Source organism: Pontibacter anaerobius (genome assembly GCF_026241195.1).
Classification (GTDB): domain Bacteria; phylum Bacteroidota; class Bacteroidia; order Cytophagales; family Hymenobacteraceae; genus Pontibacter; species Pontibacter anaerobius.
Map to the genome: position 1 here is coordinate 149,660 of NZ_JAPFQO010000001.1, position 16,476 is coordinate 166,135.

18 protein-coding genes and 1 riboswitch are annotated in these 16,476 nt (G+C 54.2%); of the genes, 5 read left to right on the forward strand and 13 right to left on the reverse strand.

Annotated elements, in window-relative coordinates:
- Positions 1–10: 10 nt before the first annotated feature.
- Positions 11–2,218, reverse strand: coding sequence for a B12-binding domain-containing radical SAM protein (locus OO017_RS00690; protein WP_266050520.1), 2,208 nt, complete (start codon positions 2,216–2,218; stop codon positions 11–13).
- 299 nt (positions 2,219–2,517) lie between these two features.
- Here OO017_RS00690 and OO017_RS00695 point away from each other — a divergent pair, with 299 nt between their 5' ends.
- Positions 2,518–2,829, forward strand: coding sequence for a hypothetical protein (locus OO017_RS00695; protein WP_266050521.1), 312 nt, complete (start codon positions 2,518–2,520; stop codon positions 2,827–2,829).
- Between the two features lie 89 nt (positions 2,830–2,918).
- Here OO017_RS00695 and OO017_RS00700 read toward each other — a convergent pair whose 3' ends face one another.
- Together OO017_RS00700 and OO017_RS00705 are read right to left on the reverse strand one after the other, a co-directional pair.
- Entirely contained in the window at positions 2,919–3,146 is a 228-nt protein-coding gene (locus OO017_RS00700) for a DUF2798 domain-containing protein (protein ID WP_266050522.1), read from the reverse strand.
- Positions 3,147–3,200: 54 nt separating this feature from the next.
- Positions 3,201–3,374 (reverse strand): hypothetical protein, encoded by a 174-nt coding sequence (locus tag OO017_RS00705; protein ID WP_266050523.1) that lies wholly within the window; start codon positions 3,372–3,374, stop codon positions 3,201–3,203.
- Between the two features lie 154 nt (positions 3,375–3,528).
- Here OO017_RS00705 and OO017_RS00710 point away from each other — a divergent pair, with 154 nt between their 5' ends.
- The gene (locus OO017_RS00710) at positions 3,529–3,846 is read left to right on the forward strand and encodes a hypothetical protein (RefSeq protein WP_266050524.1); all 318 of its coding nucleotides are present in this window, start codon (positions 3,529–3,531) and stop codon (positions 3,844–3,846) included.
- A 76-nt stretch (positions 3,847–3,922) separates the two neighbouring features.
- Here the strand turns inward: OO017_RS00710 and OO017_RS00715 are convergent, their stop codons facing one another.
- Both OO017_RS00715 and OO017_RS00720 read right to left on the reverse strand, forming a co-directional pair.
- Positions 3,923–5,005 (reverse strand): DUF5074 domain-containing protein, encoded by a 1,083-nt coding sequence (locus OO017_RS00715; protein WP_266050525.1) that lies wholly within the window; start codon positions 5,003–5,005, stop codon positions 3,923–3,925.
- A 15-nt stretch (positions 5,006–5,020) separates the two neighbouring features.
- Positions 5,021–6,937 carry a TonB-dependent receptor plug domain-containing protein gene (locus tag OO017_RS00720; protein ID WP_266050526.1) on the reverse strand — a complete coding sequence of 639 codons (1,917 nt, stop codon included), beginning with the start codon at positions 6,935–6,937 and terminating at the stop codon, positions 5,021–5,023.
- A 110-nt stretch (positions 6,938–7,047) separates the two neighbouring features.
- Positions 7,048–7,248: riboswitch (cobalamin riboswitch) on the reverse strand.
- Positions 7,249–7,352: 104 nt separating this feature from the next.
- On the opposite strand from OO017_RS00720, the gene OO017_RS00725 reads away from it, so the two are divergent.
- Positions 7,353–7,952 (forward strand): DNA-3-methyladenine glycosylase, encoded by a 600-nt coding sequence (locus tag OO017_RS00725; RefSeq protein WP_266050527.1) that lies wholly within the window; start codon positions 7,353–7,355, stop codon positions 7,950–7,952.
- A 708-nt stretch (positions 7,953–8,660) separates the two neighbouring features.
- On the opposite strand, the gene chrA is transcribed toward OO017_RS00725, so the two are convergent.
- The 8 genes from chrA to OO017_RS00765 all read right to left on the reverse strand — a co-directional run bounded on the left by chrA (position 8,661) and on the right by OO017_RS00765 (position 14,137).
- Positions 8,661–9,788, reverse strand: a complete 1,128-nt coding sequence (gene chrA, locus OO017_RS00730; RefSeq protein WP_266050528.1) for a chromate efflux transporter — start codon at positions 9,786–9,788, stop codon at positions 8,661–8,663.
- A gap of 11 nt (positions 9,789–9,799) precedes the next feature.
- Positions 9,800–10,108 carry a DoxX family protein gene (locus OO017_RS00735; protein ID WP_266050529.1) on the reverse strand — a complete coding sequence of 103 codons (309 nt, stop codon included), beginning with the start codon at positions 10,106–10,108 and terminating at the stop codon, positions 9,800–9,802.
- Positions 10,109–10,190: 82 nt separating this feature from the next.
- Positions 10,191–10,682, reverse strand: a complete 492-nt coding sequence (locus OO017_RS00740) for a GNAT family N-acetyltransferase (RefSeq protein ID WP_266050530.1) — start codon at positions 10,680–10,682, stop codon at positions 10,191–10,193.
- A gap of 128 nt (positions 10,683–10,810) precedes the next feature.
- Positions 10,811–11,962 (reverse strand): alpha/beta hydrolase-fold protein, encoded by a 1,152-nt coding sequence (locus tag OO017_RS00745; RefSeq protein ID WP_266050531.1) that lies wholly within the window; start codon positions 11,960–11,962, stop codon positions 10,811–10,813.
- 115 nt (positions 11,963–12,077) lie between these two features.
- Positions 12,078–12,257: a hypothetical protein gene (locus tag OO017_RS00750; protein WP_266050532.1), complete on the reverse strand. Its 180-nt coding sequence runs from the start codon at positions 12,255–12,257 to the stop codon at positions 12,078–12,080.
- 26 nt (positions 12,258–12,283) lie between these two features.
- Positions 12,284–12,556 (reverse strand): hypothetical protein, encoded by a 273-nt coding sequence (locus tag OO017_RS00755; RefSeq protein ID WP_266050533.1) that lies wholly within the window; start codon positions 12,554–12,556, stop codon positions 12,284–12,286.
- Positions 12,557–12,653: 97 nt separating this feature from the next.
- Positions 12,654–12,884, reverse strand: coding sequence for a hypothetical protein (locus tag OO017_RS00760; RefSeq protein ID WP_266050534.1), 231 nt, complete (start codon positions 12,882–12,884; stop codon positions 12,654–12,656).
- A 65-nt stretch (positions 12,885–12,949) separates the two neighbouring features.
- Positions 12,950–14,137: a THUMP-like domain-containing protein gene (locus tag OO017_RS00765; RefSeq protein WP_266050535.1), complete on the reverse strand. Its 1,188-nt coding sequence runs from the start codon at positions 14,135–14,137 to the stop codon at positions 12,950–12,952.
- A gap of 158 nt (positions 14,138–14,295) precedes the next feature.
- Here OO017_RS00765 and OO017_RS00770 point away from each other — a divergent pair, with 158 nt between their 5' ends.
- Together OO017_RS00770 and ahcY are read left to right on the forward strand one after the other, a co-directional pair.
- On the forward strand, positions 14,296–14,991 hold the full coding sequence (locus tag OO017_RS00770; protein WP_266050536.1) for a DUF4397 domain-containing protein: 696 nt from the start codon (positions 14,296–14,298) through the stop codon (positions 14,989–14,991).
- A 158-nt stretch (positions 14,992–15,149) separates the two neighbouring features.
- Positions 15,150–16,457 carry an adenosylhomocysteinase gene (gene ahcY, locus OO017_RS00775; protein ID WP_266050537.1) on the forward strand — a complete coding sequence of 436 codons (1,308 nt, stop codon included), beginning with the start codon at positions 15,150–15,152 and terminating at the stop codon, positions 16,455–16,457.
- The last annotated feature ends 19 nt before the right edge of the window (positions 16,458–16,476 follow it).

Sequence of the window (16,476 nt, forward strand, 5' to 3'; positions counted from 1 at the left end):
AATCCGTTCCCTACAGCAACAACAGCCCCTTCTCCCTCAGATCAAACCAGCTTGGCGAGCTTAGGAATTCAGCAAAACTCAGGTGCGCCTCCGCAGGGAAACTTGCCTCCAGCTGCTTCAGCGTAACGGCCTCCGGGTTATCGGGCGTTACTTTTTGCAGCATATCAAACAGCCACTGGCCTATGGTGGCGGTGGTTTTCACCTCGAAATCCTCGCCTTTCTCGAAGAAAGTGAGTAGGCAGCGCTCAATGGTCTGGCCTTTCTGCGCCATCATGGTGAAGTCGATGGCCGGGGTGTTACCTAGCCAGAGCACGCGCGCATTAGGACGAGTGCTGTCGGGGCGGTGCGGGGCGGAGATAGCCTCAGCGATCAGGTTTGGGCTCTCGGTGGTACGGGGTACTTTAAAATCGAACCAGAACGATAGTTTTTCCTCCAGCCCGATGCCGTGCATGTAGTTGTAAAGTGCTTTGGCTAACCCTTCGCCAAATAGACTGTGGTCAGTGCCTTTCGGGTCCTCGTGCCAAAGGTCGTTATTGGCAAAATCACCCTCCGGCGGGCCAACTTTCACCACGCCATACTTCTCCGGGTTCTTGCCCACCGGGCTATGTGCAGTCATGCTGAAGCGGTGCCAGTAGCCGGATTGAATCACGCCGGTTTCAAAGAGTTGGCGCACCACCTCTAGAGAGTCTATCGTTTCCTGGGCAGTCTGCGTCGGGAAGCCATACATGAGGTAGGCGTGCACCATAATACCGGCCTGTGTAAAGCTATCGGTAACGCGGGCCACCTGGGCTATACTTACACCTTTGGCCATCAACTGCAGCAGTCGGTCCGAAGCTACCTCTAAACCACCTGACACGGCAATACAACCCGAGGCAGCCAGTAGGCGGCACAGGTCCGGTGTAAAGGTTTTCTCAAACCGGATGTTCCCCCACCAACTGATCTTCACGCCACGCCGGATAAGCTCGATGGCCATGTCGCGGAGTGGGGCAGGAGGGGCGGCTTCGTCTACAAAATGAAAGCCGGTCTGGCCGGTCTGGGCGATGATCTGCTCAATGCGGTCTACTAGCAGCGTGGCCGGTGCCACATCATAGCGGTTGATATAATCCAGGGTGATGTCGCAGAAGGAGCAGCGTTTCCAGTAGCAGCCGTGGGCGATGGTAAGTTTGTTCCAGCGTCCGTCGCTCCAGAGGCGGTGCATCGGGTTAATCACGTCAATCACCGAGAGGTAATCGGGCAAAGGCAGGTCGCTATAGTCTGGGGTGCCAACCTCCATATGCGGGATATCCGGGTCGGTGCAGCTGTTCATGTACTTCACCTCGCCATCAGCAAGTATAAATGCGCGCTGCAGTTGTGCTGCCTCGCGCTGCCCCTGCAGGTGCTCCAGCAGTTTCAGCCAAGGGCCTTCGCCGTCATCCAGCGTCACGAAATCAATGTACTTAAACAGGCGCGGCTCGCGCAGGCTGCGCAGTTCGGTGTTCGGGTAGCCGCCACCCATGGCTGTTTTTATACTTGGGTACTTCTCTTTGATGTATTTCGCCATCCGCAGGCCTCCATACAAATTGCCCGGGAAAGGAATAGAAAAGCCCACCACATCGGGCTGCACCTCCTGCAGGCGCTCTTCCAGCAGCTCCAGTAACATAAGGTCAACGAGGCTTGGCTCCTCCTGCAGCGCCTCCTCCAGTGGGTCAAAAGAGGTAGCCGACATGGCCAGCTTATCGGCGTAGCGGCTGAAGGCAAAGTATGGCGAGACGGTTTCCTTAATCAGGTCGCCCAGGTCTTCTAAGTATAAAGTGGCCAGGTAGCGTGCCCTGTCGGTAATGCCCATACTTCCGAAGGCCCAGTCGATGTCCTCTACCTGGTCGAAGCGGGAGGCCTCGGGCAGGAAACGGCTGTAGCTGATCTGCTGCGCCAGCGTGTGGTCCTTGTTCTGCAGAAAGCGGATAACCGGCTCAATGGTGTTCAGGTAGTCGCGCTTCAGGTGCAGGATGCGCAGGCTGTTGTCAGAAAGCTCGTAATCGCCCTGCTCCACCGCCTCAAAAATACGCTGCAACCCTTTGCGTGAGAACATGCGCAGCACCAGCTCAATGCCCATGTCGGCTTGTGTAACGCTGTAGCCGCGGCCTGTTAAAAAGCCCTTGAGGTAGGCTGTGGCAGGATAAGGCGTGTTGAGTTGCGTGAGCGGTGGGGTAATGAGCAGTATGGTTGGCTTCTTCTCCAAAGTATAAATCAGCTTTAAGTATGAATGATTGCGGCAGGGCCAGCGCACAAAAGTACGGATAATGGCGCACACTTTCAGGGTCGCTGCTTATGCAACAGCAGGGGCCTGGCACAGGTTCATACCCGGGGCAGAGGCAAACTGTATGCTGTATTATCAAGAGTTAATTACTTTTTATACTTAAAATATATTTTATAGTAATTATTTGGTATTATTGATTTGCGTGATTATATTTGTTTACTGAAAGATAATTGTTGCTGAGGAACTTAGCTTAATCGACCGCCATGCAAAAGCCCTCTACTATGAACACCCTGAAAACCCTGCAGATGGTGCTAACCACCCTGCTGCTGGTGCTTGCCACATTAGCCCTGGACTGGCAGGAAAGAGCCGCCCTGAAAAGAATGTTGGCTGCTGCGGAACCGGAAAAAGAAATGACATCGGCAAAACTTTCGGTGTACACGAACTGTTGTTTGCAGCATGCCCTGCATGCGGCGGAAGGTCATGGCGAGTTGGTGGGCAGAACTCACCCGGCAAACCTAATGCAGGTTTTTGAGCAAGGCTCCCTGCTGTTATTAAAGAGCGACTCTACCAAACACATTGCGGTGGCCCGCTGATAAAAAGACCCCTTACCAACTACACCCTATAAAGCGAAAGCCTGCGTTTTTAGCGCAGGCTTTTTTTATTTCCAAAGGATACCGGGGCACTACCTTTTCAGGAGCTTGTCTACACCCCGGCTCACACCCGGCACAATGGCCAGCAAGGTGAGCGCGGACAGTACAAAAAGCACGAAGAAGCTGCGCAGCAAGCGTCCTGGGAGGTCTGCGTGAAGGCCGAAAGTGTACAGCTCCAGCATCAGGGCCAGCAGCAGGCAGAAAACAGCGATGAGCAGCAGCTTGCGGCGCAGCTGTGGCTTTAGGATAGGCTTAGGCATAGGATGCTTTTTTTTCAGGGTCAAATATAGGGCAGCGGCGGGCACATATAAAAATCAGGCATGCCCTTTTTCCGCCTCGCGCCCCTGCTTGGAGCCAGACTGCTGTTCCTGCTTGTTGGGTTTAGGCTCCGGAGGTGGCGCCGGCTTGCCCTGCCGCACTTTCTCAACATCCGAGGAGTCGTCTTTGGTGGTTTCCGTGGGTGGGTGCTTCAGTGGTTTCTTTTTCATGGCAAGTATAAAGTATGGTACTAAACAGATGTACGGGTGTAATGGTGAGCTGATGCGCTTTTTAACTATAAACTAAGCAGTGCCGTACATTTACTAGGGCTGGGCCAGGTATAAATGGCTCAGCAAGGATGTTTAATTGGAAACTCTATATACGATGATAGCACGAAAGATAAGAGCGACGTTTTTTGCATTGGCAGCTACTGCTGTGGCCGCATGGGGCATGGCAGCCTGCAGTACAGGGACAGACCCCGGCGAAACCAATGTAGACCGCGGCGAAATACACGAGGAGGGAAGTATGGTAGGCGATACTGATGAAAATGAGGTGGAAGCTGAACGCGACACCATGGAGCAGTACTACGACAGTGCCGATCATGAAAACCACGAAGACAACACCGGCAAAGTAATCGGTGACGGAGCCTATGATGGCGAAGGCGAAGGCGAAGGTGTGGAGCGGGATGAAGTAGACCAGTAAATTTCCCGAAGCCTTAAAAGCCAGAACAGCCTGCCCTGAGTACAAGGCAGGTGTTCTGGCTTTACTGTTACCGAGCTTACCTGAACACAAACCCGTTCGGGCCGATACCTGCCTTAATGCTGCTTACTTCGGAGCCTTCCGGAGTATAAACTTGCACCGTACCATCACCGGAAAAGTTGTTGCTGTCACCGCCGTAGATCTGCCCGGTTTCCGGGTGCACACCAAGGCTGTAGAAACTTCTGTTGATCAGAGCAGTTGTGGGAAGCGCCGTGGCCGTTATACTTTGGGCGTAGGTATTGCCATTGTAGGTAAAGTATAACCTGTCTTTGCTGCCGCTCAGGGTAAGGTTGTCGGCAAAAGCCTCCGGGTCAGAAAACGGCAGCGTGCGGCTAACAGTACCGTTGGCCGTCTCGATCATACTTAGAGCGGCAGCTGTGTTGGCCTCCGTGTACTTCACCCCCGCCGAAAGCACCCACAGGTTGTTGTGGCGGTCTGCCTCCAACTCAAAAGGCCCGTCCGTTACCTGTATATCTGCCAACCTGGTGTCGGTGGCGGTGTTGATAACGGCTATTACATCAGCACCGCTCACGGCCACATACAGTTTATCTCCGACTACCAGTAATTCTTCCGGCTGAGGCCCCACTGGTATAGTTTTGCTCACTTTCATGGTCTTCAGGTCGATAACCGATACCTGCCCCGGCTCACCATACCGGATCCACTCCGATACATAGGCTTTGTCTTCGTTGAGGGCGGTAAAGTAGCGCGGCTGCTTCAGGTTCTCCAGCACAGCCTCGGCCTTGAACGTATAGGCGTTTACCACCTCCACTTTGTTGCTGTTGTTCACCGTGATGTAGGCGCGGTCGCCCACCAGGTCCAGGTCCGTCACTACATCGCCCAGCGGCCTGCTGGCGTTGGCCTTGCTGAAGATGTTGTAGATAGCGGTATGGCCGGCGCTGTCGCTGAGGAAGGAAATGCTGCCGTTGGGGGTGCCGTAGTTGCCCTCATTAAGTATGAAAACGCCTTTCTGATCGTAAGCGCCGCGGACTGCTGCCTCTACTTCTGGCTCAACAGTGTCATCGTCGCAGCTCGTCATGCCAAGGGAGGCAAAACAAAGTATGGCAGCGTACAGGAAACTGCGGGAACGGGTAATTTTTTTCATGGATTTAAGTATGGATTAAGGAATGATAAAGCGTAGGCTGAATGTATAGCTGCGCGGCGGCATGGGCCGGTAAGCCATGGTCTGGTACTCTGTGTTGGCTACGTTATCGGAGCGGAGCGTAAGCAGCAGCGTGTTTTGCCCCAGTTGCAGCTTGCGGCTCAGCGCCAGGTTCAGGAGTATAAAATCTTTGAGGTGGCTTGTTTCGGAGTTGGAGGTATAGCGCAGCCCGGTGTAGTTTAAGTTGCCCAGCAGGCTCCAGTTTTTATACTTAGCTTCTGCAGAAAGTATGGCTTTGTGGTGCGGCACGTACATGAGTTGTCTGCCCAAGTCACCGCTACCCTCGTACACCTCCACCTGCTCCGACGAAGTATAGGTATAGCCTACCGTGCTATTCAGTGTAACCTCGCCTACGGTGGCGCTGGCGGTGGAGCTGAGCTCTATGCCCTTGCTCTCCACCTTCTGCAGGTTCATGGGGCGCCACAGGCCGGTGCTGCTCGGGGTCCACTGTATCCAGTCGTCTATGAGCATATAGTAGCCGGTAACCTCGGTTTCCAGCAGAAAAGCATTGCCCTGCACCAGCACGTGGCGTAGACCGAGTTCGTAGTTCCAGCCTTCCTCGGGTTTCAGGTTCGGGTTGCCGGCCCCCGCCCAAAAGCGGTCGTTGAGGGTGGGCAAGCGGTAGCTGCCGCTAACGTTGCCCTTCAGGGAAACCTGGTGCTGGTTCGAGTTGAAGAATTTCCAGTTAAAGCCCAGCGCCGGCGTGAGCGGCGGGTTATAGCCCTCGGCCAGCGCCTGCCGCAGGTTCAGGGATAGCTGTAGCGGCTGCAACGGGTCGAAGCGGAAGAGTGCGAAAAGGGAGGCACGGTTCTCATCCTTCTGCCCGCTGTATCCGTCATTTTTCGCCTCAAAATGCTGCAGGTTCAGTCCGCCGCGCAGGCTCCAGCGCTCTCCGTAAGTATAAGTTTGCTCCGCCTGCAGCTGGTAGGTCTCTACCCCAGATTCAGAGTCGGTGCTGCGGTCGGTGTAGTGCAGGTAATCGTTAAAGTAGGCAGCTTTTATACTTGTCTGGCCCAGTTGGCTCTCGTGCTGCAGCTCGACCATCAGGCGCAGGTTCTCGTCTTTCTGCTGCGCCTCTGCATCTGAGGAGCCCATGGCGGGTGGCAACTCGCGGTCCGAGGAAGTATACCAGCCGTGCAGGGCCAGCCCTGTTCTCGGCGAGAGCTGCCAGCTCAGGTCCTGTGTAAAGCCCTGCTGCTGTACCTGCGCGTGTTGCTGCCGCACTTCCGGTGTGCCAAATCGGCTTAAGTCTTTATACTTGAAATTGTTTTCTGCCAGTTGCCCGTAGGCGCTGAGGCCGTAGCTGAAACTTTTGCTGCTGTAGCCGGCGCTGCCGCTGCCAAAGTAACGGCCAAAGCTGCCTGTCTCCAGCTTTATATCCCCGACAAAACCATGAGTTCTATACTTTGGAGAGTTCAGTAAAACCGCCCCACCGATCGCCCCGCTGCCATAGTTTGCCGCTGCCGCGCCGTGTTGCACCGCCACCTCCCCAAGCCCGCTCAGGGGTAAGGTAGAAAAGTCTGCCTGGCCTAAGGTGGCGGGCACGATGTGGAGGCCGTTCCAGAGCACTGCGGTTTGCGAGGCGTTGGTGCCCCGGAATGCGACGGTGGAGCTGCCGCTGGCGCCGTAGCTTTTAAAATAGATAGGTGTGCGGGCCTGCAGCGCCTCGGCCAGCGAGCCGGAGCTGTAGGTGCTCAGGAAGGCGCTATCCACCTGCACCACGCGGCTGCCGGCGGCGTATACTTCGGCGGGTTTGCCGAATACCTCCACGGTGAGCAACTGGTGCTGTGTGGTGTCCTGCTGCGATACGGCTGTGGTGGCCACAGTGCTGAGGCAGGCGCAAAGCCATACGTTCAGAAAAGAGAATCTTGCCAAAACAAATGTTGCTTACATCCCGAAGCATGCTAGCGTGGGCAAAGGCAGGAACAGCAAACGCGATAAAGTATAGCGGTGGCCGTGCAGCTTTTTACCCGAAAGCATACGACAAATCTGGTGTCGGACTGGCAGGTCTCCTGGCTCTCTTCAGTTAGCGCGCCTTCCCATGCAGCGTGCGGCACAGTGGCTAAGGTGTTGGCTAACCCTTTTTAGAAGATGACAGTTGCGGGAACAGCGCAGGACTCACACCTGCTTCCCTTTTAAGGCCATAAAATGATAGTTCTACAGCCACCAATCTGAAGGCAAAGGTAGGCAACATTTTTCATTTATCAGTTAACAATTATCATTGCTGTTAACTATGTACATAGGTGTACGTATTCCCAACAACTATTTACGAGCAACGAATAACCATATCTTGAAGCTACCTAAGGAGTTTTATACCCGCCCCGATGTGGTGCAGCTGGCCCGTGAGCTGCTGGGCAAGCATCTGTATACGTGCGTGGATGGCATGCTGACCGGCGGCATGATCGTAGAGACGGAGGCATACTCTGGCGAGAACGACAGGGCCTGCCACGCACACCTGAACCGCCGCACTGCACGCACCGAGATCATGTACAGCCAGGGAGGCGTGGCCTATGTATACCTGGTGTACGGCATGTACCACCTGTTCAACATCATCACCAACGAGCAGGATAAAGCTGATGCTGTGCTGATTCGCGCCATTGCCCCGGAGGTGGGGGTGGAGGATATGCTGCTGCGCCGCGGCTTCCAAAGTATAAAACCGAACCTCACAGCCGGGCCAGGTGTGCTCAGCATCGCCCTGGGCATCGATAAAAAACTCTACGGCGCCGACCTGACCGGTGACACTGTGTGGATAGAGGATAAAGGCATAGTGCTGTCGGAGGAAAGTATAGCCATGGGCCCCCGCATCGGTATAGATTACGCCGGAGAGGATGCACTGCTGCCCTGGCGTTTTTGGGTAAAAGGGAGTAAGTGGGTGAGTAAGAAGAGGTAGTGTGTTGTGGTTTAAGCTTTAAGCCTGCCTCCTGCAGTTTATCCCTACCTAACTCTGATCTGGCTTGATGTGGCGCCCCGAAAGCGTTCGGGGTGTCCTTCTATGGTGTCGAGTCTCTGACTCGACTGGCTCGAAGAGTCATACTTTATACTTAGCCCTGGCTTCCCAGAGCTTGAACCAAGCTATCCCTGCTAGCTACCTTTCATCCACGGCTTTACAACCTACCCGTTGCATCTCTAGCCTTGGTGCGCTCAAGCCCGCGAGGGCTCGTCCTCGGGTATCGCGCTGGGAGCTTTTCCTGCCCTCGTGCCTCGGGCTGCCTGCGGCACCGGAAAAACTCGCATAGGCGCTCAACCCAAGGACTGGGATCGGTTTTCGATAGCCGCTGTACTTGCTACTGTCCCCTTGAGGACAAGTGAGAACGAGAGTTCGAAGCTTGCGACCAAAGGTTAATAGGGGTGTAATCTCCTGCCAAAAGTCCCCCTTCGAAGGGGGCAGGGGGATGACTGTGATATGCAGGAAAATCCTGTCCATCTATTAATCCTATAAATTCCTGATTCAGATCTCTCCCTGGCGGTCGAGATGACAGGCGAAGAAGTAAGTATAATTCCCCTCTCGGGAGGGGTAGGGGTGGGTTTACAACTGCAGAAGCTCTCTCCCCTGTTTTATGGCAGGGGGCCTCGATAAAAGGAGAGGGTTGGAAGAGATTTACACCAACATCAGCAAATACCCCAGCACTGCCCCGCCGATCACGATGAAAGCACTGTTTAGCTTTTTAAACACAAACACAGCGGCAAAACTGATGATGGCGATGAGGACGGTGCGCCAGTCGGTGAGGGTGTCGCGGCTCATCTCGATGGCGACGGCAAGTATAACGGCTACGGCAGCCACGTTCACGGCATCCAGAAAGGCAGACATGGCTTTGGACTTACGGAGCTTGGGGATGAGCGGGTTGAGGATGGCCACAAACACGAACGAAGGCAGGAAAATGCCCACAGTAGCCGCCAAAGCTCCCCAGAACCCGTTTAGTTGCCAACCTATAAAGGTAGCAGTGGAGAGCACCGGCCCTGGCGTAAACTGCCCCACAGCCACTGCGTCTATCAGCTCCTGCCGCGTCAGCAGGCCGTTGCTTACCAGTTCCGCATCCAAGAAGGCAAACAGCACATAGCCGCTGCCATAGAGCAGGGCACCCACTTTCAGGAAGATCAGCCAGATCTTAAGGTTACCGCTTTGTACTGCGAGCAAAGGCGCCTGTAAAAGTATAAGTGGAGAAAAACCGTTGGCTGTTTTAGCGTGGCTCCTTATAAAGTATAGCAGCAAGCCGGCAAAACCGCAGGCAAAAAGCGCCACAATCTCGTTTACGCCAAGCAGGGCGGCCAGTACCGTTAAAATGCCCAGAACCCACAGCTCTACATTCTTCAGGGCTTTTTTGCCCAGGCTGATCAGGGCGGAAAGTATGATGGCAATAACCGCCGGTTTGATGCCGTAAATGTACGGCTCCACCTCGGGCAGCTGCCCATACTTGCTGTAGAGCCAGGCAAATACCATCGTTATCAGCACGGCCGGAAGTATAAAGGCGGCTCCCGCAAGTATAAGCCCTCTCCAGCCGCCACGCTCATAGCCGCAATGCATGGTCATTTCGGTGGAGTTGGGGCCGGGGATGAGGTTGGTGGCACCCACCAGGTCCAGGAAATGCTCATGCGTCATCCACTGCCGTTTCTTCACCACCTCGTCTTCCATCATGGCGATGTGTGCGGCGGGACCTCCGAAGGCGATGGTGCCGAGTTTCAGGAAAAGCTTACCGACCTCCTGTACCTCTCCGTTCTTAGGCTTCATGCAACAGCTTTTTATCTACCGACCAATAGCCGCCGCCTTTTAGCAGCAGGAAAATACTGCCCAGCAACATGGCCCAGTCGGTGCGGAAGACGTGTGAGAAGCCCGAGTAAAATCAGGGCACCGCAAATAGTCTCGAAAGAGCCGACAAAGTAGCCCAGGAACTCCGGCGAGGGCAAGCCGATCTTCTCAAACCGCCCCGCGCCACGGGTATCCGGGAACAAAAACTTCTGTATCCCCTCTGATAAAAAGACCACGCCTACAATGAGCCGGATCAGAATGGTTGTTTTAGCGTTATCGGTGCGTATAATTTTTTGCAGCATAGTGTAGGCTGTGATTTTTCGGTAAAGCTACACGGGGTACGGCAGATAAACTGTGCATCTGTAGCGAGTAGGTTTATACTTGCTACTTGCTGTTGCCTGTGGTGACAGGATCCGCAGCCATACTTTTGTGCATGATGGTGATGCCGGTTTTACCTACCAGTTTGGTATACACGCGCCAGCCCAGGTCATAGTAAAAGCTCACCCTGTCTGTGGCCACTAAATATAAATCTGTAAAGTCTGCCTGTTGAGCATGCTGCTCCAGCGCTTGCACCAGCAATTTTCCCACGCCCTGCCCGCGGTACTCGGGCAGCACGTAGAGCGCGGCCAGCCAGGGCTTCAGGTCAGGCAACGCATCCACACCATCGCTCTCGATTAACAAAACAGAGCCCACTGGCTTGTCGCCTTCCAGCGCCACAAACGCGGCAGGCAAAGGCTGCGCCTGCATGTGCTCGCGCAGGGGCGTTTTCACCACGTCGGCGGTGCTGCCGGGTTTCTGCCACCACTGCCGGTAAATCCAGTCGGCCACGGTGTCGAAGTGCTGCGGAACCTCGTACAGGTATTTGATCTCAAACATTGCCTTTGCCTCTATCGCTGAACAGCTTTTATTATACTTTAAAGGAAGAAGCAATTTAATTATAAAAAAGCAACCGTAAAAGCCGGTAATGTTAAGGGTATGCTACATTTAAGCGGCAACAGAAAGGCTTATTTGGCCGGGAAAAGCAGCTTCAGCGCCCCTGGCATCCGTTTGCCCCACGCCGACTCAAAATGCTTGGCATTCTCATCCTTTACCCAAGTGAAATCTTTGCCTTCGCGGTAGCCTTTTTGCTTCAGGGCTTGCAGCATCTCGTCTATGCCCGGCTGCAGCTGCTCCTCCAGTTCCACGCCTCCGTTATCGATGTAAAAATATACAGGCTTCTTCCTGCTTTGGTAGGCCAGTACGTCATCCACGTAGTCTATCTGCTGTATCTTAAAAGCCGGCGACATGCAGATGGCTTTGGAGAAAATATTGGGGTGCTCCCAGGCCAGCACAAAGGCAATGGTGCCGCCCGCCGAGGAGCCGCCGGTGGCGGTATACTTTGCACCGGGTTTGGTGCGGTAGGTGCTGTCGATGAAAGGTTTTACCGTGTTCACCACATACTCCACGTAAGCAGCGCCTTTCTCGCCGGGCACATACTCCTGCATACGGGCTTCGGTGTTGTTGATGCCCACAATGATGATCGGCTCTATGGCTCCGGCACGGATCAGGCTATCGGCGGTTTCATCCACGCGCCAATCCACCCCAAACGAGCTGGTGTTAGGGTCAAACAGGTTCTGGCCATCGTGCAGGTAGAGCACCGGGTAGCGCTTTTTTTTGTTCTGCTCATAGTTTGGCGGTAGCCACACAACTAGGTCGCGGGCCGGTATGATGCCGCTTTTTCCTACCTGCTCGTGATAGGCCAGCTTGCCTGTAACGCCTCCCTTTACAACTTTGGGCTCGTTGCCGCTGCGCCAGTTCGTTACCTGGTTCTTTACCTGAAGGCTGCTCTCTACCTTCACGGTAAAGTTGCGGAGGGGGCTTCCGGTGCTGTCGGCAGCCTCCTGCTCCCAACTGCCGAGGGTATACTTGTACTCCAGGTGCATGAGGTCTTGCAGCGAGATCTCCTTTTGCCAGGTGTCTGCACCGGATCGCTCCATTTTAACCTTGCCCGGGTCCCAGTTGCCAAGTTCAGCGGCGTTGCCGGTAATGTAAACCTGTGCTGTGTCGGGCAGGCCGGGCGTGTGCAGCATAAACGTGACAGTTTTCTGGCTTGGAGCCTGTGCTGTGGCAGCCACCGTGCAGAGCAACAATAACAGGAGCGGAAGTATATTTTTCATAGTATCAGCAGAAGAAAATAACCATTGGCAAGGTAAGAAGATTTGCAGAGATGCATAACGCAAAACAGCCACAACATTAGGTGCTGTGGCTGTTACATCGGAGTATAGTGTCGGTTTAGCTTTTACGCTTATTGCTCTCACGGTCCTGCTCGTTGTCGGTGCGGCCCTGGGGCGTCTGCTTTCCAGAGAGCTTTGTATCTGTCACGTCGCGCTCCAGGCTGTTGCTGATGTCCTTGCCGCTGCTTTTGCTTTTGTCGGTCAGGTCGTGCTGTCGCTTTTTATCTTGATCTTTCATGGTTTTCATAGGTTAAGTTGGGCGGCCTACTCTTCAGAAGAAGGGCTTTGGTCTTTTTTGCCTGCTTTGTTGGAGCTGGCGGCAGCGTTTTGCCAGCCTTTGCCCTGCGTAGGCTTGTTCTGGTTGCTTGTTTTAGAAGCGGTTTTAGCCTGGGCGCTTGGGTTCTGAGGATTGTTCTCGATTTTTCTCAGAGAGGCCTCTACAGCCAGTCTACTTCCTTTTTTGCCTGCCTCGAAAGATTTCTCAGGGTTGCTCGAAAAGCCGTGGAACTCCCAGCTGTTGTTTTTCTGTCCTTTCATCCGGTTTCATAGGTTTTTAGGTGAAACATAAGGCCTTTGCTCAAAGGCCGTCTCCTAGTGTACGTTGGTTGGCGGCGCATGTTGGGTTGCTGCGGGCTCAGCTCTTTTTCTGGCTGCTCTCTTCGGTGCCTTTCCCGGTGCGGATGTTGGTGATGCTGCCACTACCGCCGGCAGTGGGGGAGGTGGCTCTGGTTTGGGAGGAGGTGCGGCCCTTTACCGGCTTTGTGGTGCAGAAGTTCTCGCTCACATCCTGCTTCTTGCGTACTGGCTGCTGTTGCTGGTCCTCGTCCTTCTCCTGTGCCATTGCCTGTGGTGTTAAAAGATGCAAAGTATAAACACTTTTTAGGTAAGTGCTTATACTTTGTACGGTCTATAAACAGGTTTGGTAAGGGGTTAGGCTTTCTCGCAGATCAGCACCACGGGCTTCTGGTGCATATCGGTGGTAAAGAAGAGGTAGGTATGGCCGCCCTCTTTTATACCTGTTTTCCGGCGGATGTCAGCCACTGACTCCGGGAAGTTGCGCACTGTGATGTTTGCTTTTTTCTCCGGCAGTTGTCTCAGCAGCTCCTTTTTGTTGTAGCGGCTCACGCCCAGGCATCGGAAATTGCGGCCCGGGAAGTATGGCAGCAACTGTGCCGAGGTATAAAGGTGGCTGTTGGGGTGCAGTTTGTGCAGCTGCAGGTGCTGGCCCAGGTAGCGGTAAGCCCCGGCTTTAAGTATGGCGGCGTTGGGCTCGTACACAAATTCCTGCGGGTCGGCGTAGGAGGGGGCGGCGGCCTCTTCCTGGGTGCGGGTAAAGGTGAGGATTTGCGGCTCACTGTTTGGCAGCAGGTTCACGGCTGTGCGGGGCGCATCGGCAGGGGCGGGCGCCTCTGGTCTCAGCAAGTATAAAACCTCCTTTACCTCGTTCTGCAGCGCCACCACCCACACATGTTCCACGTGGGCCAACTCCTGCAGCGCCTGCTCAATATCGAGCATCGGCGAGGTCTTCAGAAGTATGGCATCGGCCTTCTGGAAGAGCAGGGGCAGCAAGTTAAGCACATCCGGCTCGCAGTCCTGCAGCAGGTGCAGCTTCTGGTCATGGTGGCCGCGGCGGGCGGGGTCTAGGTACAGCACATCAGCCTTGCCCTCAAACGTATGCAGAAAGTCCTCGGCAGTGGAGTTTATACTTTGGATGTTGGCGGCGCCCAGCAACCCGAAGTTATACTTGGCCACCTCCTGCAACTCCCGGTTCTGCTCCACGTGCACCACCTCCGTAAAGCTGCGGGCAAAGTAGAAGCTATCCACCCCAAATCCCCCGGTCAGGTCCACCAGCAGTTTTCCGCTCACCAGGCTGGCCTTGTATGCCGCCGTTAACTCCGACGAGCTCTGCTCCACCGATAGGGCCACCGGGAACACCGCCTGCGGGTGCGTAACCCAGGTAGGTAGCTTTTGGGCCGCCTTTTGTCGTGCCTTTACCTGCTGCACCAGCTCCTGCACCGGCAACTGCGGGTAACGGCTGGCCTGCAACATCAGCTGGGCCACATCGTGCTGCTGGTGCCGAAGTATAAATTCCTGCTCCTCGGGGGTAAAATCGCGCATAAAGCCTTAAAATATGTACTTATGGCAAAGATACTCAAATCGGGAGAGGCTTTTTTTAAAACATTTTGTTTAATAAACTTTTAAAAACATTAAACAAAATAGTGCACAGCTAGTTACACAGGTAGCAAACAGATTTTTAACCTTAATTTTAATTAGCTATGAAGTACTGGATGAAAATGACATTGCTGGCTGTATTGCCGACACTGTTTCTGGCAAGCTGCGACGACGACGATGACGATGTGGACCTGATGGTGGATCAGGCAAATGTGATGGTTGTGCATGCCTCCCCCGACGCCCCGGGCGTAGACCTTTATGTAGATGACACCAAAGTAAATAATGCCGCACTGAATTACCCTGAAAACACAGGCTACCTGGAAGTAGAGGCAGGCGAGCGAAACTTTAAAGTAACCGCTGCCGGTGCCGGTTTGGGCAGCCCTGTGATAGATGCCGATGTGACTTTAGAGAAAGACATGAACTATACCGTGTTTGCCGCCGACGAGCTGAGTAATATTACACCCATCGTGCTGGTGGATGACCTGACAGCTCCTGCCAGTGGCCAGGCACATGTGCGTTTTGTGCACCTTTCGCCGGATGCGCCAAATGTGGACATCGTAGTGCAGGGTGGACCTGACTTGTTTACGGATGTTGAGTTTACAGAAGCAACTGCCTTTACCCCCGTGGCAGCCGGCACCTATACCGTAGAAGCGCAGCCTGTGGGCACCGACGTGGCCGCTGTAACCGCCACGCTGGACCTGCAGCCAGGCAAGATCTACACCGTCTTTGCCAAAGGCTTCCTGAGCCCGCCGGCAGATAACACGAACACGCTTGGCGCCGAAGTGATTGTGAATAACTAAGCTAACTCCTTTACTACCTATAGCTGCAGCGCCTGCCACACGTTGGCAGGCGCTGTTTTATTAGCCGCTTACGGGCTCTTACACGCTGCAGGCCAGGTAATATTGATGAACTGCAACAAATTGCGTAAATTTGTGTTTTAATTGAAAAAACGACAAAAATGGTAGAGACATATCTGAAGTACAAGGTAAAAGATATATCGCTGGCTGACTGGGGCCGCAAAGAGATTAGACTGGCTGAGGCCGAAATGCCTGGTTTGATGGCCATCCGTGAGGAGTACGGCCCAAGTAAGCCACTGGCAGGAGCCCGCATCGCTGGCTGTCTGCACATGACGATCCAGACGGCTGTGCTGATCGAGACGCTGGTGGAGCTGGGTGCTGAGGTAACCTGGTCTTCGTGCAACATTTTCTCTACGCAGGACCATGCCGCCGCTGCCATTGCCGCTGCCGGTATCTCGGTTTACGCCTGGAAAGGTATGACTGCCGAGGAGTTTGACTGGTGCATTGAGCAGACGTTGTTCTTCGGGGAAGACCGTAAGCCATTGAACATGATCCTGGACGACGGTGGCGACCTGACTAACATGGTGCTGGACCAGTACCCGGAACTGGCTGGCGGCATCAAAGGCCTTTCTGAGGAAACAACTACTGGCGTTCACCGTCTGTACGAGCGCATGAAGAACGGCACCCTGCCAATGCCTGCCATCAACGTAAATGACTCGGTAACCAAATCTAAATTCGATAACAAGTATGGCTGCAAGGAGTCTCTGGTAGACGCTATCCGCCGTGCTACGGATGTGATGATGGCCGGTAAAGTGGCTGTTGTGGCTGGTTATGGTGACGTAGGAAAAGGTTCTGCCGCTTCGCTTAGAGGTGCTGGTGCCCGCGTGATCGTTACGGAGATCGACCCGATCTGCGCCCTGCAGGCTGCCATGGACGGCTTTGCCGTGAAGAGAATGGCGGACGCCGTAAAAGAGGCCGACATCGTGGTGACGGCAACCGGAAACAAAGACATTATCGGTGAGCGCGAATTCCGCTCAATGAAAGATAAAGCCATCGTTTGTAACATCGGCCATTTCGACAACGAGATCGACATGGCGTGGCTGAACAAGGCCTATGGCAACACGAAAGACGTGATCAAGCCGCAGGTGGATCTTTACAACATTGACGGCAAAGACATTATTGTGCTGGCAGAAGGCCGCCTGGTAAACCTGGGTTGCGCTACCGGCCATCCATCCTTCGTAATGTCAAACTCCTTCTCTAACCAGACCCTGGCCCAGTTGGAGCTTTGGACAAACACAGATGCTTACGAGAACAAAGTTTATACTTTGCCGAAGCACCTGGACGAGAAAGTTGCCCGACTGCACCTGGGTAAAATCGGCGTGGAGTTGGACGAGCTTACTCCTGAGCAGGCCGCTTACATTGGTGTGGAAGTAGAAGGTCCGTTTAAGCCAGAGTACTACAGATACTAAGTACACCTCTGCTGTAAGT